Consider the following 22,314-nt stretch of genomic DNA (forward strand, 5'->3'; position numbering starts at 1 on the left):
GCTATATTGTAATGAATTAATTAAACACATTGTTTAGGTACACAATTCTCTCATTGGTCTTTTGAATGAAACATTTAGAATATTGCATCTCAACATTTATTTGATTCATTTCATTATCCCAATATTGATAATGTTGCTGATAAGTTTCACGTTCTTTTTCTGGGATACTTTCAATTGACTTTTGAGAGACCACTTTACAGTCCACGTCACGACGTTCGAACCATTCAGTTTGATCGCTCTTTAGCCGCTCTTTTTGTTCGCTGCTCAAATTATCCCAAGTTAAATTAAGTCGCTCGACAGCTCGTGCTTGCTCTTTATCTAAATCAGATTTTCTCAATTGCATGGCTTTAAGTGCCAAGGCCTTTTGTTTTTGTTGTACAGCCTCATATTCTTCGTAAGCTTTTGATTCATTCTGATTTGCTTTACGAAATGCTTCAAATTGAACAGCATATCTCGTCATACTTGCAGCAATATCTAACAATGCATTATCAGGTTGTACACTCAGCATTAAACCTTCTTTATCTGTCTTGGTAATCTCATAATTCAAAGTGCCTGTGAGCTTATCTTGCCCATAACTGATATTGCCATGAACATCATTAATCCAATGTTTGAGCGTATAACTACCTTCGTCATGTTCACATTCATATTCGCAAGGTTTTTCAAGGTATGCATTTTCAGCACGACGTTGAAGCCCCTTCGGCAGGTGGATAACCAACTGGCTTGAACAGGTCAGTTTGTTTATTGCATTTGAAGGATCATTCGTTGTTGTAATCGACTTGAGTTCAAATCTAAGCGATGAGTTGATTTGGGAAAGTAATTTTAAATCTGACTCATACTGATCTGTTGCTTTTAAATGACGATCTAAAATGTTGTTATATTCCTGTTGCGCAAAGCGTTCAATTTCTTTGACATTCGTAGGAGAAGTACAACTCCAATCAGCAATTTCTACATTCTGTGAGGTGTCTTTGCTTTTCTTATTCAGATCACAACCTGCAACGAAGATGGTAGAGATAATCAAAGCCAATTTAATCTTATACGTCATTTTTTATACCGCATATTTATAATTTTGACATATTTAATCAAATTAAAAACAACAACTCCATCACATTTTTATTTTTTTAAAATTTGATGCGTAAAAGCTAACGCTCAACAACCCTGTTTAATCAATGCCTAACTTAGAGTGAAAATTTTTTGCTGTAATTCAGATGTTCGACTAATCGCCATATTTGTTTCGCAATTCAATCGAAAAACTTCAGGATTATCGGCGCCTTCACTATTTAGTTTGCATTCTAAATTACGCTTTTTAGCCCACAGTTCTTGCTCATATTGTATTTTTTGGCGTGCTTGAAGTGAAGCTCTATTCCATACAGAATTTAGATCCTCATTGGCTTGATCTAATTTAAGTTGTGCTTCAGCAATAAGAATAGATTGATAATCGTCTGATGTTTTATTTTGATTATTTAAAAGTGCTTGTTTCTTTTGACGATCTAACGCTAAAGCCGTCAAACGTGAAGGTTTTAAATGTGCATCTATTAGAACTTTTTGCATAAAGCTGGTGAAATGTAGTGCATTCACCAATTGTACAGTTACTTCATGCTCTGAAATTCGTACACTATAATTTAACTCAGTAGAGATCTGATTGTTCTCAAAGTTTAATTGAGAAAGTGCAGCTGATTCTAAAACATTTGACTCTCGATTTAATGCGCGCGATACATCAGCATCCGTCAGATAATTTGATGGTAGTTCAGCAATGATTCTTGCTGTACAGATCGTCTGATCAGAGGATCTCATTTTCTTTATTTTATCAATGTTTTCAATTTTAAATTGAACTGGTTTCAAACTACGCTGTAAGAGTTGACCATCTATAATAACTTGATCATTTTCTATAATGCTTTTGAGTTGAGTCGCTGAGATATTCGCGATGTCTTTATGGATGACTTGTTCGAGTTTTAATTGCACTTCAGGTTGATCACAACGATTAAAAGCATACATGATTGAATACACTTGTTGGCATCCTGACAACACACCAACCATGCACAATGTGGTCAATGTTTTCATCTGAAGTTTCATGCTACTCCCCCAATCAAACTCAAGCTCTTAATACCAAATCTCATTGGTTTTTTTATTCTTCTTGAAGCTCTCAGTTAAATTTTATTAAAAAAAGATCTACATAAAATATACTGAATCATGAATTATTCAATCATCCAAAATAAAAAAGGCCGATATTAATCGACCTTTAAACGATTGAATTCACATTATTTTATGAAAGTACGAATTACCTTACCTTTGACTTTTAGATTAATCAATGGTGTATTTTTACCTTGAGAAATAATAGAAGATTTATCAAGTGTCCATTCCAAATCTGGATCAACTAGCACCCATCCAGCCTGTGCTTTCCATGTCTCAGTCATTTGTGCGACAGCAGCTGGCGCACTCGTTACTTTTTCAACCCACTCTAATGGACTAAATAAACCTTCTTCAATCAATTTGATTCCAAAAGGAACATACGAGTCAAACGCAGTAAAACCTGGCAAAGTCTCTGCAAAAGGTGCCATTTTTGCAGAACTACTGAGTGGTTCATGATGCGTACAAATCGCGTCAATTACCCCAGATTTTACCCCCTGACGAAGTAACTCTTTATCAGATTCTGAACGCAAAGGTGGACGTACATGTGCCAAGGAATTGAATCCATCAATTAAAGATTCCGTAAGATGTAACTGATGCATTGCAACATCACACGTGACTGGCAATCCTTTTTCCTTCGCGATACGTATTAACTCAACCGAAGCACCACAAGACAGTAATCCGAAATGTGCGCGGACTTTTGTCGCCTCTATCATTAATAGATATTTTGCGATCGCGACCGTTTCTGCCAAAGCAGGAATCATTGGTAAACCTTGGCGTGAAGCAATAAAGCCTTCATGCACACAGCCATCTTTCGCAATTTGAGGCTCTTCAGCATAGAATACGACAGTTAAATTCAAACCTGCAGCATATTCAAGCGTACGAAGCACCACATCGTCATTCGCAAAAGGTGCATTTGCATTTGATACAGCAGTACAACCACCCTTTTTTAAACCCGCCATGTTGGCAGGTTGATTTCCTTGAAGCCCTTGTGTTTGTGCACCTATCACCTCTAGGTAAATTCCGCCATCTAACATTGCCTTTTCAACAAGACCATGAATTAAAGCGCCATTGTCCTGAACGATAGGTTTTGAATCTGGTGGGGTAAATACATGTAAAATGCCATTTTCACGTGCTGCTTTACCTTCAGATTTCAACGTTCCATGTTGTTGTTGACCTGGCTCTCGTAAACGTGCACACAAATCAACCATCGTTGGCATCAGCCATTTGCCTTGCCCATCGATGCTTTCATGAACCTCAGAAGTCGCTTCGATACGTTTTCCATCTTGAATAAAAATAGTTTCTATTTGATCAGTTTGAGCAATTGGATCTAGGACGCGTACATTTTCGACTTTAACAATAGACATGACTGATTCCTTATAACGCAACTGCTTCAATTAAACCTTGTTCTTGTAACTGACCCTGCATCGCCAGCGCGAGAACTGCCATACGCACTGCAATACCATTGGTCACCTGATTCAAAATCACTGATTGAGGACCATCTGCAATACTTGAATCAATCTCAACACCACGATTCATCGGTCCTGGATGCATCACGATACAATCAGGTTTGGCCAAAGCCAAACGCTCTTTGTTCAAACCATACATTTTGTAAAATTCAGCTTGTGAAGATAATGCAGGAGAATCGATACGTTCATTTTGAATACGTAAAGTAATGATGACATCACAATCCTTAATCCCAGCTTCCATATTGTTAAATAGGCGAACACCTTCACCATATTCATCGAAGCCATAAGGAAGTAAAGTATTCGGCGCAATCACACGAATATCTTTACAACCTAATGTTTGCAATGCAGCCACATCAGAACGTGCAACTCGTGAATGTTTAATATCCCCAATGATCGCAATGGAAATATCTTCAAATTTTTTATTGGTTTCACGACGAATCGTAAGCATATCCAACATTGCTTGTGTTGGATGCGCATGACGTCCATCACCCGCGTTGATAATCGCAACAGTTGGACAAACATCCTTCGCAATAAAATGTGCAGCACCTGATGAAGAATGTCGAACAACAAAGATATCGGCCGCCATTGCTTCTAAATTCCACAATGTATCTCTCAGTGTTTCGCCTTTAGAAGTACTTGAGCGGGCAATATCAATATTGAGTACGTTGGCAGAAAGACGTTTTGCCGCTGCTTCAAATGTAGTTCGTGTACGTGTCGAATTTTCAAAAAACAGGTTCATTACAGTTTTGCCTTCAAGCATATTATTGGTAATGAGCTGATTTTGGTCATTAAAAAAGGACTGTGCAGTGTCCAATATTTTTGTAAGAGTTTCTTTTGAAAGGCCTTCGATGGTGAGGAAGTGTTTGAGATTCCCATCTTGGTTGAGTTGAATCTGGCTCGGTGTATGCAATGCAGCGAAGTGCATGAGAGATTCCTTATACGTTAAGTCAACGTATTATACAGATTCTAAAATGATTTGGCAGTGACCCACACGGCAGCTGATCAATAACTAACTTAATCACGACTTATGGTGTTTCATAAAAATTTTCAAAAACTTAATTTAACCAAAAGCATTCCATTGAAATCGTCTAAATCCTTAAAAATAAGGCTCATAACTCCTAGATAAAAGCTTGTTTATCTTTATTTTCATACATATATTCAATCAAATTTCCCTGAAATAGTGAGTTAGATTTTAAAAATAGAAATTTCAACAAATGATCTACTCATGGTTTTATGGATATGTTAAAAAATGAGTGAGACACATCTGTATAGCAATCACGATTAAAAGACTTCCCATCACCCTATTCAAAATTCTTGCTCGATTTGCCACATTAAGAAACTGAGCCAATTTTTCCCCTGCATATCCCCAAAGCCATAAAGAGACATAGCAGACCATAAAATAAATCAAAACAAAAAGCGCTAAATAAACACTATTCTCTGAAGCTGAAAATAGGGCTGTACCTGAAACGGCGGCAATCTAAGCTTTTGGATTCAGCCACTGCATTAACGCACCTTGCGTAAAATTTGGAATCTTCTCTAGATCTTTGTGATCTGTTCGAATTTTTCGCCTTTAGCGCTTAAAATATTCCAGCCAATCCAAACCAATAGAGCCGTTCCTAACAGCGCAATAGCATCCAAAAGAACCGGATACGATAAAATAATCTGATATAGACCAAAGCAAACTGCTGCAAGTAAAGCAGTAAATCCAATGGCTGCACCTGAAATAAAAGCAAAAGTTTTTCGAACACCAAAGTTCATACTGCTACTGAGAATAGTTAAATTAACAGGTCCAGGAGAGATAGACATCGATAATGAAAAAGTAAACATAGAGAAAATTAAAGCCAGCATATTTTTTTATCTTTTAGTGTTTTTTAGTTTTATGGGGCTATATCAACCAGTTTCAATCAATCTTTAAATTTAAATTATTTTTAAAATGGTTGTATCAGCGCATTAAAGCAGTTTTAAAATCAAAAATAAGTTAAAATACGCGATTGCTTTATTTGTCTTTGGGAATGTTCATGAATTCTAAACCTCGTCTTTCTACATATTGGGTTACCTGTGCAGATGGGCTTGAAACCTTACTTCAAGAAGAAATTGAAGGTTTAGGAGTACAAAACGTTGAACGTTTCCCTGGGCGATTGGTTTTCAAAGGTCAATTGGCTGATGCCTACCGCATTTGTATGTGGTCTCGTCTTGCATCACGTGTTTTGACGCCTATCCATACGTTTGAAGTTGAATTTACTCACGATGCACGCGATGTAGCTGAAGAACTCTACGAAGGTGCAAATAGTTTTGACTGGTCGCTTATTTTTGCACCTCAAAGTACATTTGCTGTGCGTTTACATGTCGAACGTGAGATCAAAGTCAACAGCCAATTCGCCACCTTACGTGTGAAAGACGGTATCGTAGATTCCTTCATGGAGGCTGTCGGTAAGCGTCCAAGCATCGATATCAAACAACCAGAAATAACCATTTACGCTTTGGCTGGTAAAAAAGAACATACTTTCTGTTTAGATTTGTCTGGCGATTCATTGCATAAACGTGGCTATCGCCACTATATGACTGATGCACCGATCAAAGAAAACTTGGCTGCAGCCATTCTTCAACATGCAAAATTAATTGAAAATAATCCAGATATTGTTCTTGATCCAATGTGTGGTTCAGGCACATTCATTATTGAAGCTTTAATGATGTTAACTGACCGCGCGCCTGGTTTGGTTCGTCGTTTTGGCTTTAATGGCTGGAATGGTCATGATCATGATCTTTGGATGCAAATTAAAGGTGAAGCTGCGGAACGTCACAAGGTTGCCTTAGAAAAACCGCTTCCAAAATTCTATGCCTTTGACGCAGATTGGGAAGCAGTAAAAGCAACCAAAAATAATATCCGCGCTGCAGGATTTGAGGCATTGCTCGATCAAATTCAAATTGAAGAGCGCACCCTTTCTGATTGGCCAGATTTTAAGGCAGAAGGTAAATCTGTGGTCGTTGTCACTAACCCACCTTATGGTGAGCGTCTTGGTGATAAAGGCTCTAGCCGTTCATTCTATCTTGGTCTATCTGGCTTACTTCAAAAGAACTTTGCCAACCAAACTGCCGCAGTTATTGCAGCTCAAATTGAACAAGCAGACGTGTTGGCATTTAGCGAAACTCAAACGCTTCGCTTAATGAATGGTAAGCTACCTATTTATATTCGCTCAGGTAAGATTAAGCCACCTGTTGTGACACAACCTTTCTTAGCCAATTGGCAACCACTTCAATTCGATAAAATTGAAGGTGCTGAAGATTTTACAAATCGTTTGCAAAAGAATATGCAGAATTTGAAAAAATGGGCAGTGAAAGAAAATATCTATTGTTTGCGAATTTATGATGCTGATCTACCAGACTTCAATGTCGCTGTAGATCTATATGGTGACCGATTGCATGTTCAAGAATATGCCCCACCAAAATCAATCGATCCTGAAAAAGCGAAAAAACGTTTTAATCTTGCTTTGCAAGCAATCCGTGCTGTCACAGGTTTGGGCCGTGATGCCATTTTTATCAAGACTCGTGCTCGTCAGGAAGGTAAAAACCAATACACCAAACAAAGTACTGCCTCTAAACGCTTTATCGTTCAAGAAGGCAAAGCGAAAATTTTGGTTAACCTCACAGATTATTTGGATACTGGCCTTTTCCTCGATCATCGCCAAATTCGCTTACGCATCGCTGCTGAAGCGAAAGGTAAACATTTCCTTAATCTATATAGTTATACCTCAACTGCAAGTTTACATGCTGCGTTAGGTGGTGCTGCGAGCACGACCAGTGTCGACCTTTCAAATACTTATTTGAACTGGTCTAAAGAAAACTTTGTCTTAAATGGTTTAACAGTTGATCATGCTGACCAACAACACCAGTTCTTTGCCAGCGATTGTTTTGAATGGTTAAAAGAAGGTCATGAACAATATGACTTAATCTTTATCGATCCGCCAACGTTCTCGAACTCTAAAAAATTCCATGGTACGTTTGACGTTCAACGTGATCACTTATCCCTGATTAAACGTGCAATGAATCGCTTAACCACTGGTGGTACACTGTATTTCTCAAATAACTATCGTGGTTTTGAATTAGATGACGAAATCAAAGCGTTTTATGACATTGAAGAACTCACCCATGAAACAATTGGTCTAGACTTTAAACGTAATACTAAAATTCACCGTTCATGGAAAATTACACATCTTCAAGCCTAATGATTAGAGAGCTTGACCAATAAAAAAGGGCAATTCGTTTGCCCTTTTTTATTTTCTTAAATTTTTTGAAGGTGAATATTCCTTTGTCACAATAATGGTTGGATCTGTTGAAACATAGACAGTACGTGGTAGCGTATCATAAGGATAATACGTCAGTGGTTTAATGGTTTTGCTAATCTGCTCAGGATCTGCTTTTTTGCTCAATTCAAAATCAGAAACTGCATTTGAAACCAATTGCTTCTGATTAAATTCTTCTGCTTGAGTCTGAGCCAAATGTTGTTGATTTTGTATTTGTACCTCAGCGCTCTGTGATACTTCTTTTTTTAATTCTTGCACTAAATTTTCATTCAAATTCTGATCAATCACTTGCTGTTCGATGAGTTCAGATTCATCTAATTGCTGTGCAGTTGCCCATTGGAAACCACACATCAGCATGCTAGAAATTAAAATTGACCGTCGAAAAGTAACACTTATAAATTCCATTTTTTATCTCGAGAATTATTATTGTAATTTTATTTATATATTTATTAATTACAGCTAATCAAGTGCGTTCACCCGCATTCCGATGAACGCACTATATTCTTAAATACGACTCACTTCAAAGTAAGAGTATTTAGAACGATCAATCACGTCATAGGGTTTACTTTCATAACTATGAAGCGTGTGAACTGCTTTCATTTTATGTGATGAACACTGCTCTAGAACTTGCTTACGTGGATCATTCTCAACAACTGTCACACAAAATGATGTTTTACCCTGAGCCTTCACTAATGTGTTGACATTGGTCAGCATAAACTTTAGTACGTCTAACGCACTTGGATCACAGAGGAAACTATGCGTCATGAGATAATCAAAGGATTGCCCTTCTTCGGGAAGCGTTAACTGTCCAGTAATACGAGCATAAGTGTTATAGACAGGTTTTAACAGTTTTAACGTTGTAGAATAACTCGCCACTTTAGTTTGTTTGAAATCTTTTTGATCCCATAAACCAAATAAACCTACGATTTTATGATCTGAATTGAGCACTAAATGAAAGTCTTCTAACCTCAACCCATACCAAAAAGGATGATTAGCTTCCAATAACACTTTAAAGTCATAATCAGGTAAAAAATTATAATGGGACGCCATTTCTTGTATAAAACCATTGACCGCATCAATCTTATCTATGGTCATTGTTTCAAGCCGAAGTTCAGCAGAATGCTTAAACTTAGGCACCTTAGAAATGGTAAAAGTGGTCATCGAATCAAAGATATAAGGTAAAGCGTATCCTTCTCTTTCACGATGCATCATATTACGAGCTACTTTATTATCTTCTAAAATCACACTTTGAAAGATAATTTCACGAGGGAAACATTCAAAAATGTATTCCATAAATACATTAAACGCTTTTTTACCCCGTGCTGTAAGTTTGATTCTTAAATCTGATACATAGCGTAATTGTTCAGTAACGCCATTGATCCAATACGATTTCCAACCGATGTTCATCATGGCAATAATTTGATCAGGCTGATCTTGATGTACGACAACCAAAATTTCAGGCTTATTATATTGTGCATGTGTAGCCCGAAAATAACTCGGTTTCCGCTCAAATGAAATCACCATACCATTACTCGGCATACTTTCAGAAATCAACTCAATCAATTGAGGATCATCTTGCTCCGCAGCATAACGTAGATAAAATTCAGGCGAGGTTTTTGATCGATATAGTAAATTTTGCTCTGTCATTTTTAAATTCTTAAATAAATTTCATTTTCTTCAATGGTTCTGGCTTGATATTCCCCTCAATCATGCCATTGCGCATTGCGATTGTCTTATATTCATGCCATGCATCTTCCACATGCATCACGCGTGCTTCATCTAATTGCCCTAAATTACGTGCCAATTCATAGTGAAAATTTTGTTTTAGCAATTGATCTAACTGTTGATCGGACGGCTGCCCACTCACACTACCCTCAGAAAGCAAAACATAATAAGGTTTCGATTCAGTCTGTTCTATTCCGAGTAAACTAATGGGTAAAAAACCGTTTTGTTTAAATGTATCGATCACACTCAAAGCAACAGATTGATCAATCTTTTCTCCGACCAAATCAACTGTCATCTTTCGACCAAGAAATTTAAAGCACGGAATGCCCTGATAAAAAGAATCAACCAATAATTCATCATCAATAATGTAGCGTTTTAGGCCAGACCCTGTCGTAATAATCGGACTCACGATTTGACCTGGTTTAAGCTGCCAAGCAGGGTAAATTTGCTGAGTATCTAAATCTTGAAACTCATAAAAATGAGCTTGATACATCAAGGGATAATGATCATCTAAAGGTATAGTCACTACGCCTTCAGTGGCCCAAAGCCCTTTACCTTCAAAACTCACACCCTTAATTGTGGTTTTTAAAATTTGTGCCCAGTGCTGTGCGCTTGCGGTATCCCAAGATGAAATTAAAAATAGCTTTGGCCACAATTTTTTCCAACAAGTCGGATCTTCCAAATCTAATCGTTCTAGAATCTGGCTACGTTTTACTGATTTTTTGATTTTTAAAAAATCTAAACTTTGACGACTCCACTGACCAGTCGATAAAACCTCAACGATTTCACTCTTATTTTCTTGGATAATTTCGATCAGTTGCAGTGCAAAAGTTGGGCTCCACACTGAAATCATGCCGAGATTTTCATCTCTGACTAAATATACAGCCGTAGCGAACATCGCATCTTCAGCAGTTTCTGCCAAAGCAATGTCAGCAGGCACGGCCTGCGTAATTTGAGTTAAAATTCGTTTTGAAAAAGAAAGTAAGGCACTATCATCATTTAAATTATGAGTGGTCGTCAGTTGACGCTGGCTTTCAGGCAACCAAGATACAGACCAATAGTGTGTTGTACGTTTTAGTTCAGGATAACGACGATATAAACTCGTGAGCCATAAACCAATCGCCTGATCTATTTCACCTAAAAATTGTTGGGTATATGGAATAAATTTGAGTGCTTCACTTGAACCACTTGTAGGCTGGAATCGGATAATTTTACTTTTATTAAGTAAATTTACGCCTTGATTACGTGATGCTTCAACTTTCTGCTTCCAATCAGCATAACGTGTTACTGGAAAATGTTGAGCAAACGACTCATATTCCATCTTTGGATCATCACATATAACTTTTAATTTATCACGCTGAACTTTTTCCAATTGATCAGCGTATTGATAAAAGTCTTTAAATGATTTTTTACAGGCCAAATTTAAAACTTGATGAGCTGCAAATATCACAGACATTAGGCCACCTTAGAATCTTGATCTTGATCTTTGGTTTGAGCCGATTTAGATAATTTATCTTTATTCAGATTCGACTTATTTTTTTTGAGCGATGATTTTTTCACAAACCTTACCGCTGTTTGCAAAATATCAACCCAACGCAGCTCACCAATACACGGTAATTCAGTACCTTGAACCCAAGATGGATTGCATTCCTCAAAAAACTCAATTTTACGATTTTTCTGGCGCATTTCTTCTGTTATTGGAGCCACATCAGGTTTCAGACACTGATAGTTTTCTCCAAAATCAATCAGCTTTGATTCATCATCATAGTATTCTGCAAAATACTCACGACAATATGCTTTAACATAATCTTTTAAATATTCATCTTTATTTTCTGGATTTGGATAATAGTGATAATAATTATTTGCAAGAAGTAAGTAGGTCTTAAAGCCCTTTGAGATCAGCATCCAATAGATCGGTACACCCGTATGACGTAATTTGAAGGTCATTACATAACGAAACATCGCACGTTGTAATGCTCGACTACCCCAATACGCCTCCTCAATAATGGTATCACCACTAAAAAAAGCATGGGCAGTTTTACCATTCACGGTAAAATTTCGCTCCATTACAGTTGAGAAACCCACTAAAAAATCTTTTTTGGGTTCTCGAATGATAAACACACCAGTCTTTTCCAGAAGGTCTCTTTCAAAAATTTCAAAGACTGTATTTGAATAATAGTTACTGTAAATATTGAACATCTTTTCAATATCACGGGGTTTTAAATCTTTTACCTTAACAAACTCACTATAAGGTTCTTTTTTTAATTTTCGGAGTCGTTTTAATTCTAGCATATTGATCCCATTAAGCTAAACAATGAATTCCTTTTGTGAGTCAATAAACAAATTAAACATTTATTCACAAAAATATTGAGTGCAATCTTATACTTAATAGATTTGAGTAGCAATTTTATTAAAAAATAAATTTATTATTTTTAAATCACTTAAATGAAAAAAAACCTGAACGAATTCAGGTTTTTTAAGTTTGTTTATTAAATCCTAATTTAATTTAAGTTTACTAAAACTCAAATTTCCATCGGTACTTTGTATAACAATTGTATCTCCTGGCAAAAATTCTCCCGCCAAGATTTTTTGAGCCAATGTATTTTCTACCTTTTGTTGAATAGCACGTTTAAGTGGTCGAGCCCCATAGATTGGGTCATATCCTGCCTCAATTAATTCATCGAAAGCAGTGTCATCTACAGTCAAACTTAAATCACGATCAGCCAAACGAGCACGTAAGCGATCTAACTGAATATCCGCGATACCTCGAATCTGCGATTTTTTCAGTGCATGGAAGATTACAAGCTCATCAATTCGGTTAATAAACTCTGGTCTAAAATGCTCAGAAACAGCAGCCATCACAACACTTCGTACATCTTGTTCCGTCGCCATGTCACCTAATTCGCGCACTTCATTTGAACCTAAGTTTGAAGTCATGACGATTACTGTATTTTTAAAATCCACCACACGCCCTTGCGAATCAGTCAAGCGACCATCGTCAAGTACCTGAAGCAGAATGTTAAATACATCTGGATGAGCCTTCTCTACTTCATCAAATAACACCACGCTATAAGGCTTACGGCGTACTGCTTCAGTTAGCACACCACCCTCTTCATAACCAACATAACCAGGAGGTGCTCCCACCAAACGACTAACAGAATGTTTCTCCATAAATTCAGACATATCGATACGGATCATGGCATCGTCACTGTCAAATAAGAAGTTTGCTAAAGCTTTAGTTAACTCAGTTTTCCCAACGCCAGTTGGACCTAAAAATAAGAATGAACCACTTGGGCGATTCGGATCTGAAAGTCCAGCACGTGAGCGTCGTACAGCATTAGAAACTGCAACTAACGCTTCATCTTGACCTACGACGCGGTTATGTAAAAATGTTTCCATACTGAGTAATTTTTCACGCTCACCCTGTAGCATTTTTGCTACAGGAATTCCTGTTGCTGCACTTACAACTTCGGCAATTTCATTGTCCGTCACTTTATTACGCAATAATTTAGGTTCAACTTTCTCTTCAGATGCTTCTTCACTGAGTCGTTTCTCCAAATCAGGAATAACACCGTATTGAAGCCGAGCCATTTCAGCTAGATCATTTTCACGTTGTGCCTTTTGCATCGCAATACGTGCTTGATCAAGCTCAGCCTGAGTTTGTTGATCGCCTTGGACCAAACGCTTTTCAGAAATCCACACTTCTTCAAGATCGCTGTATTCCTTCTCCACTTCAGCAATTTGTTTTTCTAAGTGTGAAACTTCAGCTTTACTTCCTGCATCTTCATCTTTTTTTACAGCCTCAAGCTGTAATTTCAGTTGAATAAGACGACGTTCTAATTTATCTAGAGACTCAGGTTTTGAATCAAGCTCCATCTTAATTCGAGATGCCGCTTCATCAATCAAATCAATCGCTTTATCTGGTAGTTGACGATCTGTAATGTATCGATGCGACATTTTAGCTGCAGCAATGATGGCAGAATCTAAGATTTTAACACCATGATGTACTTGATAGCGCTCTTTTAATCCACGTAAAATCGCAATCGTGTCTTCAACACTAGGCTCATCAACCAATACTTTTTGGAAACGACGTTCAAGTGCTGCATCTTTTTCAATGAATTGTCGATATTCATCTAATGTTGTAGCACCTACACAACGTAATTCTCCACGTGCTAAAGCAGGCTTCAACATGTTACCTGCATCCATTGCACCGTCGCCTTTACCTGCACCGACTAGAGTATGCAACTCATCGATAAAGAGGATAATTTCACCATCATGTTTAGCAAGATCTTTTAATACAGCTTTTAAGCGCTCTTCAAATTCACCACGATATTTTGCACCAGCTAAAAGCGATCCAAGATCAAGTGATAAGACACGTTTATTTTTTAAACTTTCAGGCACTTCTCCATTAACGATACGCTGTGCTAAACCCTCAACAATGGCAGTTTTACCGACACCCGGCTCACCAATCAAAACAGGATTATTTTTTGTACGGCGTGATAAAACTTGAACTGTTCGACGAATTTCATCATCTCGCCCAATCACTGGATCAAGCTTGCCAGAAAGTGCTCGCTCAGTGAGATCGATGGTGTATTTGTTTAATGAATCACGTTGATCTTCATGATTGTTACTCATGACTTTTTCATCACCTCGAACTTTAGTTATCGCCGCTTTTAAACCTGCGGATTGAACTCCAACCGCATTCAAAATAGTTTTGGTTGCACCCGTTTCCGCTAAACCAAGTAACACCCAATCTGTTGAAAGAAACTCATCACCCGATTTTTGTGCATAACTATCTGCCAAGTTAAGCGCTTTAACCACATCTGGACTGAGATTGATATCCCCAGTTGGATGGGCAAGTGTTGGTGCATCAGCAAGCGCCTGTTGCAACTTTGTGCTCAATTCTCGTAAATTCGCCCCTGCCTGCTGCAACAAACTCATATTTGATGGCTCTTCAAGCAGTGTCGATAGTATATGGATGCCTTCAATCGCTGTATGATCCTTGCCCATTGCTAAAGATTGCGCATCAGATAAGGCTTGCTGTAAGCGATTTGTAAATTTTTCAAAACGCATTATTATTTTCCTCACAACAAATTTGGTACTTGCTTAGTTAATGGGTGAGAAGCGTCATATTTCAAGTCGGTTTTTTAATTATTTTCTTAAATTTCAATTATTTAAAAAATAAAGATAGATTATAATTATAATATTTGTGCTGCTCATACATTTTTCAATACCACTTCACAATTTTTTCATGGTGATTATGATATTTATCTACTATTCACTAGATATGACAAAGAAAATATATTCCCCGTAAACGGTCATTATTGTTCTCAAATCATCACATAGGAGTACGCCGAACTTATATCGACCTAATCGGTACATGTTGTGCAAAATCATTCAATATGAATTTATAAGATAAACAATCAATTTTATATTTATTTAAAGAATATAGATAAAACTTATAATAATCACCGTTTTCCATAAACGGATGATTTAATCATTCAGGCATACTTACATGAATCATTTTATAAATCTCTCAGAAAATAAAGTCCATCAAGATAAAATTAAATTTATTTTATCTGAAGCAAAAAAAAATGTAGAAGATCATACACTCCTCTTTGCAGGCTCTTTAAAACCCCAAGATGCGTGGCTTTTGTTCCAATCCCAACAAGCGATCATTATTGATGTTAGAACACATGAAGAGCGAAAATTCGTAGGTTATGTCGAACATTCAGAACATATTCCTTGGCTGACAGGCATCTCACTTGAAAGAAACCCAGAATTTTTAGAAAAGTTACAATCTTTTGTTAATGCTTATGACATCATCTTACTCATGTGCCGTAGTGGTAAGCGCTCTGCAGCAGCGGCGAGTGTGGCGTACAATGCTGGTCTCACAAACGTATATAATATCGATCAAGGTTTTGAAGGTGATTTAGACCCCAACTCCCATCGTGGTACTTATAATGGCTGGCGATTTCACAATCTGCCATGGGTACAAGAGTAAAATTGATTTAATGACTTTACATAAAAAAAGCAACCTTAAGGTTGCTTTTTTCAACTCGATAAAATCAATCTTCAGCTTCAATGATTTCAAAATCATGTGTAATTTCAACACCGCCATCTGAAAGCATTTTACTTGCTGAACAATATTTTTCTGCAGATAATTCAACCGCTTTAGCGACTTGCTTTTCTTTGACTGCTTTTCCTGTAACCACAAAATGCAAATGTATCTTCGTGAAAACCGCAGGAACTGTGTCTGCCCTCTCGGCTTTCAACTGACATTGAACACCCATCACATCTTGTCTAGATTTCTTTAATATAGTCACAATATCAAACGAAGCACACCCACCAAGCCCCATTAATATAAGTTCCATCGGACGTGGACCACGGTTTTCACCACCGTAAGCTTCAGCACCATCCATGATAATTTGGTGACCGCTTTCAGATTTTGCTTCAAAAGCAACATTCTCTAACCAATGTACGCTAGTATGCATTGCAACTACCTAAAAAAAACTATAAATTTACTTAGGACTGTACACTAGCATATATTGAGCTGATAAGGAATTTCACCTCTTATGCTTCACGTGGCAAGTTTATTTAGGTCTAAAGATCTAGTTACTATCCAAATCGGAATTTAAAAAGCATGACTTCTAATTTTTCACAACTTAGTACAGATGCTTTGTCGCCAGGTCAATTACCTGAATCTGTCAAAGCTTTGCTCAAGCGTGCGCACATCAATAGATTTCCAAAACGAACTTCAATTATTGATGCGGGCTCAGAGTCGAAATCTCTGTATCTAATTTTAAAAGGGTCGGTTTCAATTATTTTACGTGAAGATGATGAACGTGAAATTGTTGTAGCCTATTTAAACCCAGGGGACTTTTTTGGAGAGATGGGATTATTTGAAAGTAATCCTCAGCGTACTGCAGAAGTACGTACACGTGATGTATGTGAGATTGCTGAAATTTCATATGCTAACTTCCATGAAGTAAGTAAGCAGTATCCAGATCTTAGCTATGCGGTGTTCGCACAGCTCGTTCGTCGCTTAAAAAATACAACTCGAAAAGTAACTGACCTAGCATTTATTGATGTATCGGGTCGTATTGCACGTTGTTTAATCGACTTGTCAGCTCAACCTGAAGCAATGATTCTTCCAAATGGACGCCAAATTCGTATTACTCGTCAAGAAATTGGTCGTATTGTAGGTTGTTCACGTGAAATGGTTGGTCGTGTTCTTAAAACACTTGAAGAACAAGGCATGATTGAAACTGATGGTAAAGCTATCTTAATTTTTGATTCATCATTAGAAGCAGTAAATTCTGTTGAAGAAGACTTTGACAGCAATGATGATGAATAAATTTTCATCTGATCTACATTCAAAAAAGCAAATCTGACGATTTGCTTTTTTATTGCCTTTTTTCTGAAAACTTTCGAATTTATTTTACATACGTTTTGAATCTTAGATTAGGTATGATTTCAATATATCAGCTTAAAAAATACAGCAAGGATGTTTAGCATGAAATTTAATCGACTTGGGCAAACAGATATACACGTTCCCGAAATTTGTTTAGGAACAATGACCTTTGGTGAGCAAAATAGCCAGTCCGAGGCTTTCCAACAACTGGAATATGCACTCGAGCGGGGGTTAAATTTTTGGGATACTGCAGAGATGTACCCAGTACCACCTAAAGTCAAAACTCAAGGCGCGACGGAAGAAATTATCGGCAATTGGATTCAACAGCGTGGCCAACGTGATCAACTTTTTCTTGCTTCAAAAATTGCAGGTCCAGGTCAAGGTGGTAGCAATATTAGAAGCGGTATAACTCGCTATAATGCCAGCGATATTAGCTCAGCCTTAGACTTAAATCTTAAACGCTTAAAAACTGACTATATTGATCTTTATCAGCTGCATTGGCCTCAACGCCCAACCAATATGTTTGGTCAATTGGGTTATACCAATCACCATGCTCACAGTACACTAGATATCACACCACTCGAGGAAACTTTAACTGCCCTTCAAGCGGAAATTAATAAAGGTAGAATTCGTTATATCGGACTCTCCAATGAGACACCATGGGGAACCATGAAATTTCTACACTTAGCTGAAAAGTTAGGGTTGTCTAAATTTGTTTCTGTACAAAATCCTTATAACTTATTAAATCGCACCTATGAAATCGGCATGTCGGAGATTGCTAAATTTGAAGGCATTGGTTTACTGGCCTATTCACCTCTTGCTTTTGGCTATTTAACAGGAAAATTTAGACATGGTGCGAGACCTGCACATGCCAGAGTCACCTTATACTCTAGATTTGTACGTTATAGTAATCCTGAAAGTGAATGGGCAACTGAACAATACGCCCTTTTAGCAGAAAAACATGGACTGACATTAACGCAATTGGCTTTAGCTTTCATTAAACAGCAGTTCTTCGTCACCAGCACAATCATTGGTGCAACTGATTTAAATCAACTTAAAGAAAATATTGATGCTTTTGATGTGTCATTGTCAGAAGAAATACTTCAGGAAATTGAGCTCATTCATAAACAACAGCCAAATCCAGCACCTTAAATGTCTAAGAAACCTGATTTAAATACATTTGAATCAAAGCCATACTGTGATAACAATTTTACTGAGTGGTGAATATAAAAAAGGATGCAAACGCATCCTTTTTTTGTTTTATTCTTTTAACGGCGACTTTGGTTATAAATCGCTTGAGCAGCAGGTAAATTTTTACGCATCGCTTCGATTCGTTGAGCATTTGAAGGATGTGTTGATAAGAAAGATGCATTACCACCATTACTTGCTTTCGCCATCTTTTCCCATAATGTAATCGCTGCTTGTGGGTTATAGCCAGCTCGAGCCATTAACATTAATCCACCCTGATCAGCACGGCTCTCCAAGTTACGTGAATAAGGCAAGCCTACACCCAATTGAGAACCAATTTGCGCAACTGCAGCGCCACCTTGACCCACACCAGCAGCACTTAAACCGACACCTAAAGCCAAGTCAGTTAAAGCTTGAGCACCCAATTTACTTTTCGCATGCTCTTCCAAAGCATGGATCATTTCATGTCCCATGATGGCCGCAATTTCAGCATCTGTTAAATTTAAACGTTCCACGATACCTGTATAAAAAACAACTTTACCACCTGGCATGACAGAAGCATTTAATTCACTTGATTTAATTACAGACACTTGCCATTGGAATGGCTGACCCGTTTGATTCATTTGATCAGCATATGGACGCAAACGATTGTAGACATTCGTAATACGCTTATAAGTATTTGAGCTTGTATCCAATAAGCCCTTACTGCGAGCTGTATCAATGGCTTGAGAGTAACTTTGTGCAGCAGCTGCATTTAATGTCGCTGAGTCCGCACCCGCCATATCCGCAAATGTTGTACACCCTGAAATCGAGATCACCGCAGACGCAGTAAGACCGAGCAATAATTTGTTCTTCATTATAATGTTCCAATCTACTTGAAAGTACTTGTTCTTAATTATAAACAAACTCAACTACGCTTAATATCTCATTTTTCTTCACTTTTTTATTTGTTATGTAATTTAGTAAACAAATTGATAGCTAATCCAAAAGACCAAACAAAAAATATTAAGCACGAGATAGGTTTGACTCCACGGTTTTAAACGAGTTTCGAGCTTCTTATCTTTACGCTTAAAAAATAAATAGGTGTTTTGAATTAAAATAATAGGGACCAATACGCAAGCGATCATAATCGACAGTCCAATAAAGACTTGGTATACCACATCTTCCGCTACAGTTTGAGATCGTATTATCATCATCGCAATCGTGGGTGCACCCCCCATTGCAAATAACAACGAATAAAACATTGTTCCAGAAATATTCTTATGCATCCTGCACACTCTATTATTTTATATATTCGATTTTAACAATCTCTAAGATTCAGCACAGCCAATTTTTATAAAACTTTGGTCGTTGTTTAGATCAAAAAAAGCCCTGTGATATCACAGGGCTTTTTTAAAACTTTTAATTAAGCTTCAAATGGGTGACGAAGAATAATCGTTTCATCACGGTCTGGACCAGTTGATACGATGTCGATTGGACATTCGATTAACTGTTCAAGTCGCTTAATATAGTTGATTGCTGCTTCTGGCAATTGGTCTAAAGATTTAGCACCAAAAGTAGACTCAGTCCAACCAGGCATTGTTTCGTAAATTGGTTTTAAAGTTTCAAATGCAAGTGCATCAGAAGAACCTACGCAGCCCGAATCTGCAGCTTCATAACCTACACAGATTTTGATTTCTTCTAAACCATCAAGAACGTCAAGTTTAGTCAAGCAAATCCCCGAAAGTGAGTTCACTTCTACTGAACGACGAAGGATTTCAGCATCGAACCAACCACAGCGACGTTGGCGACCAGTAGATGCGCCAAATTCTGAACCTACAGTACCAAGGTGCTTACCAATTGCATCACCAACATCGTTTGCAGCATCATAAACCAACTCAGTTGGGAATGGACCTGCACCTACGCGAGTTGTATAAGCTTTGGTAATACCCAATACATAGTCAAGGTGTAGTGGACCAAGACCAGAACCAGAACTCACACCACCAGCAGTCGTATTTGAAGATGTTACGTATGGATAAGTACCATGGTCAACATCAAGAAGTGAGCCTTGAGCACCTTCAAACATGATATTGTCACCGTTCTTACGATATTTATGCAATTCGCCAGTAACATCAACAACCAGTGGAGCAACAACTTCACGCCATTGATCACATAACGCAAGCACGTCTTCAAGCTTAACCGCTTCTACACCGTAGAACTGTGTTAATTGGAAGTTATGGTATTCAAGTAACTCTTCAAGCAATGCTTTAAGATGATCACCACCACGCACTAAATCAGCGACACGAACCGCACGACGTGCAACTTTATCCTCATACGCTGGACCAATACCACGACCTGTTGTACCAATCTTGGCATTCCCACGTTTTTTCTCACGTGCTTGGTCTAATGCAATATGGTTTGGCAAAATTAATGGACAGTTTGGAGAAATACGTAAACGTTCTTTAACTGGCACACCTTGCTCTTCAAGAATCGTCATCTCTTTGATTAACGCTTCAGGAGAAAGCACTACACCGTTACCAATTAAGCAAAGTACGTTTTCACGTAAAATACCAGATGGAATGAGGTGTAAAACAGTTTTCTTACCACCTACGACGAGAGTATGACCTGCATTGTGTCCACCTTGATAGCGAACAACTGCAGCCGCTTGATCTGTGAGCAGGTCAACGATTTTACCTTTACCTTCGTCGCCCCATTGGGTACCAAGTACCACAACATTCTTGCCCATAATAGCCTCATTGCATCATGCTGTTAAAATTGAAGAACATGATTTGAAATTTAGTATTCAAATCAGGTGATTAAATCTGTTCGAGTTTCCACTCACCCGCTTGATTCACCAACTGGTGAGTCGCGTTAGGTACTGAATTCAACTCATCTTGACCAAGCAACTGCACAACGCTTTTACCTTGATCACGTAATCCTTGAATTGCTTTGACTAGGTCAGCATTATTTCCCTTAGGTGCAACGATCACTTCCAATGCTTTAAATTGACCAGCGCTTAAAGCGTATAAGTCACATGAAAAGCCAGTTGCTGGACGTGCACGACCAAAATGCTCACCAATACCATCATAACGTCCACCTTGAGCTAATGGTGCAGCACGATTTGGTGCATACACTGCATACATTAAGCCAGTGTGATAGTGATATGAACGAAGCTCTACAACATCGATACCAATATGCAGATTTGGCCAACGTTGCTGAATCGCATCTTGTGTGCTTTGAACTGCATTAAATGCTTCTTGGAATGCCGAATCTTCTAAGATTTCTTGGCTTAAATGTGATTTTAAAGCGACTAAATCACTTGCATAACGACCAAGCACATAAAAATCAGAGCCGAATTTAAGTTGTTGCGTATATTCAGCAAGCTCTGGTAATGCTTTACGCTGATATAAATCAGATAGATGCGACTCTGTAGCTTTGTTCAATCCTGCATGTTTGACTAAGCTACGGAATAGACCAACGTGTCCAATATCTAAATGGATCGCCTCAGTTACACCTGTATTTTTTAATAATTCCAACATGACATCGATCATTTCGACGTCAGCATCGATACTGTCTGAACCAAACAACTCAGCACCGAGCTGTAAAGGCGCACGTGTGGTATTGAAACCTTGTGGTTTGGTATGAAGTACCGTTCCAGCGTAGCAATAGCGTGCAACACCTTCAACTGGATACACGTGTGCATCAATACGCGCCACCTGAGGCGTCATATCTGCACGCACACCAAGTAAACGACCAGAAAGTTGATCGATTACTTTAAATGTGGCTAAGTCTAAATCTTGATTCGATTCTGAAAGAGAAGATAGAGATTCGATGTATTCAATAAATGGCGTGTACACCAATTGATAACCTCGAGCTGCGAGGAAATCTAACGCGGTACGACGCAAAGTTTCAATAACTTGCGCTTGCTCTGGTAATACATCAGCTACACCATCAGGTAATAACCATGTCTCTGAAATGGGCATGTTGTAAACCTAAATTCTGTCAGCGCGGAACAAATCCGCATAAAAAAATCGGGAACACACCCGATTTCTCCTAGTCTATCACGATCAACCCCCATGTGCATCAGACTTTTAAATAATTAAATCGGAATTTT

19 protein-coding genes are annotated in these 22,314 nt (G+C 37.9%); 4 read left to right on the forward strand and 15 right to left on the reverse strand.

Going from position 1 to position 22,314, the window contains the following annotated elements; translation table 11 throughout:
- Nucleotides 1-16: 16 nt before the first annotated feature.
- The 5 genes from AC1M9I_RS04700 to AC1M9I_RS04720 all read right to left on the reverse strand — a co-directional run bounded on the left by AC1M9I_RS04700 (nt 17) and on the right by AC1M9I_RS04720 (nt 5,441).
- The gene (locus tag AC1M9I_RS04700; RefSeq protein WP_481594272.1) at nt 17-1,042 is read right to left on the reverse strand and encodes a lysozyme inhibitor LprI family protein; all 1,026 of its coding nucleotides are present in this window, start codon (nt 1,040-1,042) and stop codon (nt 17-19) included.
- Between the two features lie 128 nt (nt 1,043-1,170).
- The gene (locus tag AC1M9I_RS04705; RefSeq protein ID WP_481594271.1) at nt 1,171-2,070 is read right to left on the reverse strand and encodes a lysozyme inhibitor LprI family protein; all 900 of its coding nucleotides are present in this window, start codon (nt 2,068-2,070) and stop codon (nt 1,171-1,173) included.
- Nucleotides 2,071-2,255: 185 nt separating this feature from the next.
- Nucleotides 2,256-3,491, reverse strand: a complete 1,236-nt coding sequence (locus AC1M9I_RS04710) for a dihydroorotase (RefSeq protein WP_179998336.1) — start codon at nt 3,489-3,491, stop codon at nt 2,256-2,258.
- A gap of 10 nt (nt 3,492-3,501) precedes the next feature.
- Nucleotides 3,502-4,518 (reverse strand): aspartate carbamoyltransferase catalytic subunit, encoded by a 1,017-nt coding sequence (locus tag AC1M9I_RS04715; RefSeq protein WP_481610743.1) that lies wholly within the window; start codon nt 4,516-4,518, stop codon nt 3,502-3,504.
- Between the two features lie 611 nt (nt 4,519-5,129).
- Nucleotides 5,130-5,441, reverse strand: coding sequence for a LysE family translocator (locus AC1M9I_RS04720; protein ID WP_481592937.1), 312 nt, complete (start codon nt 5,439-5,441; stop codon nt 5,130-5,132).
- A 170-nt stretch (nt 5,442-5,611) separates the two neighbouring features.
- On the opposite strand from AC1M9I_RS04720, the gene rlmKL reads away from it, so the two are divergent.
- Nucleotides 5,612-7,816, forward strand: coding sequence for a bifunctional 23S rRNA (guanine(2069)-N(7))-methyltransferase RlmK/23S rRNA (guanine(2445)-N(2))-methyltransferase RlmL (gene rlmKL / locus AC1M9I_RS04725; RefSeq protein WP_481594268.1), 2,205 nt, complete (start codon nt 5,612-5,614; stop codon nt 7,814-7,816).
- A 48-nt stretch (nt 7,817-7,864) separates the two neighbouring features.
- On the opposite strand, the gene AC1M9I_RS04730 is transcribed toward rlmKL, so the two are convergent.
- The 5 genes from AC1M9I_RS04730 to clpB form a co-directional block, all read right to left on the reverse strand.
- On the reverse strand, nt 7,865-8,299 hold the full coding sequence (locus AC1M9I_RS04730) for a hypothetical protein (protein ID WP_481594267.1): 435 nt from the start codon (nt 8,297-8,299) through the stop codon (nt 7,865-7,867).
- Nucleotides 8,300-8,398: 99 nt separating this feature from the next.
- On the reverse strand, nt 8,399-9,541 hold the full coding sequence (locus tag AC1M9I_RS04735; protein ID WP_481594266.1) for a GNAT family N-acetyltransferase: 1,143 nt from the start codon (nt 9,539-9,541) through the stop codon (nt 8,399-8,401).
- 10 nt (nt 9,542-9,551) lie between these two features.
- A complete protein-coding gene (locus AC1M9I_RS04740) occupies nt 9,552-11,075 on the reverse strand; it encodes a GH3 family acyl-acid amido synthetase (protein ID WP_481594265.1) in 1,524 nt (507 codons plus the stop codon).
- The gene (locus AC1M9I_RS04745; protein ID WP_481594264.1) at nt 11,075-11,911 is read right to left on the reverse strand and encodes a hypothetical protein; all 837 of its coding nucleotides are present in this window, start codon (nt 11,909-11,911) and stop codon (nt 11,075-11,077) included. Before AC1M9I_RS04745 ends, AC1M9I_RS04740 begins: the two co-directional genes overlap by 1 nt.
- A 204-nt stretch (nt 11,912-12,115) precedes the next feature.
- A complete protein-coding gene (gene clpB / locus AC1M9I_RS04750) occupies nt 12,116-14,692 on the reverse strand; it encodes an ATP-dependent chaperone ClpB (protein WP_481610744.1) in 2,577 nt (858 codons plus the stop codon).
- Between the two features lie 442 nt (nt 14,693-15,134).
- Between clpB and AC1M9I_RS04755 the strand changes: the two genes are divergently transcribed.
- A complete protein-coding gene (locus tag AC1M9I_RS04755) occupies nt 15,135-15,623 on the forward strand; it encodes a rhodanese-like domain-containing protein (RefSeq protein ID WP_481594262.1) in 489 nt (162 codons plus the stop codon).
- A 64-nt stretch (nt 15,624-15,687) separates the two neighbouring features.
- On the opposite strand, the gene AC1M9I_RS04760 is transcribed toward AC1M9I_RS04755, so the two are convergent.
- Entirely contained in the window at nt 15,688-16,113 is a 426-nt protein-coding gene (locus tag AC1M9I_RS04760; RefSeq protein ID WP_481594261.1) for an OsmC family protein, read from the reverse strand.
- A 149-nt stretch (nt 16,114-16,262) separates the two neighbouring features.
- Between AC1M9I_RS04760 and crp the strand changes: the two genes are divergently transcribed.
- Nucleotides 16,263-16,976, forward strand: a complete 714-nt coding sequence (crp, locus tag AC1M9I_RS04765; protein WP_481594260.1) for a cAMP-activated global transcriptional regulator CRP — start codon at nt 16,263-16,265, stop codon at nt 16,974-16,976.
- Between the two features lie 159 nt (nt 16,977-17,135).
- Nucleotides 17,136-18,185: an NADP(H)-dependent aldo-keto reductase gene (locus tag AC1M9I_RS04770; RefSeq protein WP_481594259.1), complete on the forward strand. Its 1,050-nt coding sequence runs from the start codon at nt 17,136-17,138 to the stop codon at nt 18,183-18,185.
- A gap of 116 nt (nt 18,186-18,301) precedes the next feature.
- Here the strand turns inward: AC1M9I_RS04770 and AC1M9I_RS04775 are convergent, their stop codons facing one another.
- From AC1M9I_RS04775 to AC1M9I_RS04790, 4 genes are all read right to left on the reverse strand, one after another.
- On the reverse strand, nt 18,302-19,078 hold the full coding sequence (locus AC1M9I_RS04775) for a M48 family metallopeptidase (RefSeq protein ID WP_035265878.1): 777 nt from the start codon (nt 19,076-19,078) through the stop codon (nt 18,302-18,304).
- A 102-nt stretch (nt 19,079-19,180) separates the two neighbouring features.
- The gene (locus AC1M9I_RS04780; RefSeq protein ID WP_481594258.1) at nt 19,181-19,489 is read right to left on the reverse strand and encodes a hypothetical protein; all 309 of its coding nucleotides are present in this window, start codon (nt 19,487-19,489) and stop codon (nt 19,181-19,183) included.
- A gap of 137 nt (nt 19,490-19,626) precedes the next feature.
- Entirely contained in the window at nt 19,627-20,946 is a 1,320-nt protein-coding gene (locus tag AC1M9I_RS04785; protein WP_035265875.1) for an adenylosuccinate synthase, read from the reverse strand.
- A gap of 70 nt (nt 20,947-21,016) precedes the next feature.
- The gene (locus AC1M9I_RS04790) at nt 21,017-22,183 is read right to left on the reverse strand and encodes an ATP phosphoribosyltransferase regulatory subunit (protein ID WP_481594257.1); all 1,167 of its coding nucleotides are present in this window, start codon (nt 22,181-22,183) and stop codon (nt 21,017-21,019) included.
- Nucleotides 22,184-22,314: the final 131 nt, after the last annotated feature.

Source organism: Acinetobacter sp. ANC_7553 (assembly GCF_056779895.1).

Excerpts from the sequence above, each read along its gene's own strand:
- crp (WP_481594260.1), top strand. The coding sequence starts at position 16,263 with ATGACTTCTAATTTTTCACAACTTAGTACAGATGCTTTGTCGCCAGGT.
- AC1M9I_RS04735 (WP_481594266.1), bottom strand. The coding sequence starts at position 9,541 with ATGACAGAGCAAAATTTACTATATCGATCAAAAACCTCGCCTGAATTT.
- AC1M9I_RS04790 (WP_481594257.1), bottom strand. The coding sequence starts at position 22,183 with ATGCCCATTTCAGAGACATGGTTATTACCTGATGGTGTAGCTGATGTA.
- AC1M9I_RS04740 (WP_481594265.1), bottom strand. The coding sequence starts at position 11,075 with ATGTCTGTGATATTTGCAGCTCATCAAGTTTTAAATTTGGCCTGTAAA.
- AC1M9I_RS04780 (WP_481594258.1), bottom strand. The coding sequence starts at position 19,489 with ATGCATAAGAATATTTCTGGAACAATGTTTTATTCGTTGTTATTTGCA.
- AC1M9I_RS04730 (WP_481594267.1), bottom strand. The coding sequence starts at position 8,299 with ATGGAATTTATAAGTGTTACTTTTCGACGGTCAATTTTAATTTCTAGC.
- AC1M9I_RS04755 (WP_481594262.1), top strand. The coding sequence starts at position 15,135 with ATGAATCATTTTATAAATCTCTCAGAAAATAAAGTCCATCAAGATAAA.
- AC1M9I_RS04715 (WP_481610743.1), bottom strand. The coding sequence starts at position 4,518 with ATGCACTTCGCTGCATTGCATACACCGAGCCAGATTCAACTCAACCAA.
- AC1M9I_RS04760 (WP_481594261.1), bottom strand. The coding sequence starts at position 16,113 with ATGCATACTAGCGTACATTGGTTAGAGAATGTTGCTTTTGAAGCAAAA.
- AC1M9I_RS04770 (WP_481594259.1), top strand. The coding sequence starts at position 17,136 with ATGAAATTTAATCGACTTGGGCAAACAGATATACACGTTCCCGAAATT.
- AC1M9I_RS04705 (WP_481594271.1), bottom strand. The coding sequence starts at position 2,070 with ATGAAACTTCAGATGAAAACATTGACCACATTGTGCATGGTTGGTGTG.
- rlmKL (WP_481594268.1), top strand. The coding sequence starts at position 5,612 with ATGAATTCTAAACCTCGTCTTTCTACATATTGGGTTACCTGTGCAGAT.
- clpB (WP_481610744.1), bottom strand. The coding sequence starts at position 14,692 with ATGCGTTTTGAAAAATTTACAAATCGCTTACAGCAAGCCTTATCTGAT.
- AC1M9I_RS04775 (WP_035265878.1), bottom strand. The coding sequence starts at position 19,078 with ATGAAGAACAAATTATTGCTCGGTCTTACTGCGTCTGCGGTGATCTCG.
- AC1M9I_RS04720 (WP_481592937.1), bottom strand. The coding sequence starts at position 5,441 with ATGCTGGCTTTAATTTTCTCTATGTTTACTTTTTCATTATCGATGTCT.
- AC1M9I_RS04785 (WP_035265875.1), bottom strand. The coding sequence starts at position 20,946 with ATGGGCAAGAATGTTGTGGTACTTGGTACCCAATGGGGCGACGAAGGT.
- AC1M9I_RS04745 (WP_481594264.1), bottom strand. The coding sequence starts at position 11,911 with ATGCTAGAATTAAAACGACTCCGAAAATTAAAAAAAGAACCTTATAGT.
- AC1M9I_RS04700 (WP_481594272.1), bottom strand. The coding sequence starts at position 1,042 with ATGACGTATAAGATTAAATTGGCTTTGATTATCTCTACCATCTTCGTT.
- AC1M9I_RS04710 (WP_179998336.1), bottom strand. The coding sequence starts at position 3,491 with ATGTCTATTGTTAAAGTCGAAAATGTACGCGTCCTAGATCCAATTGCT.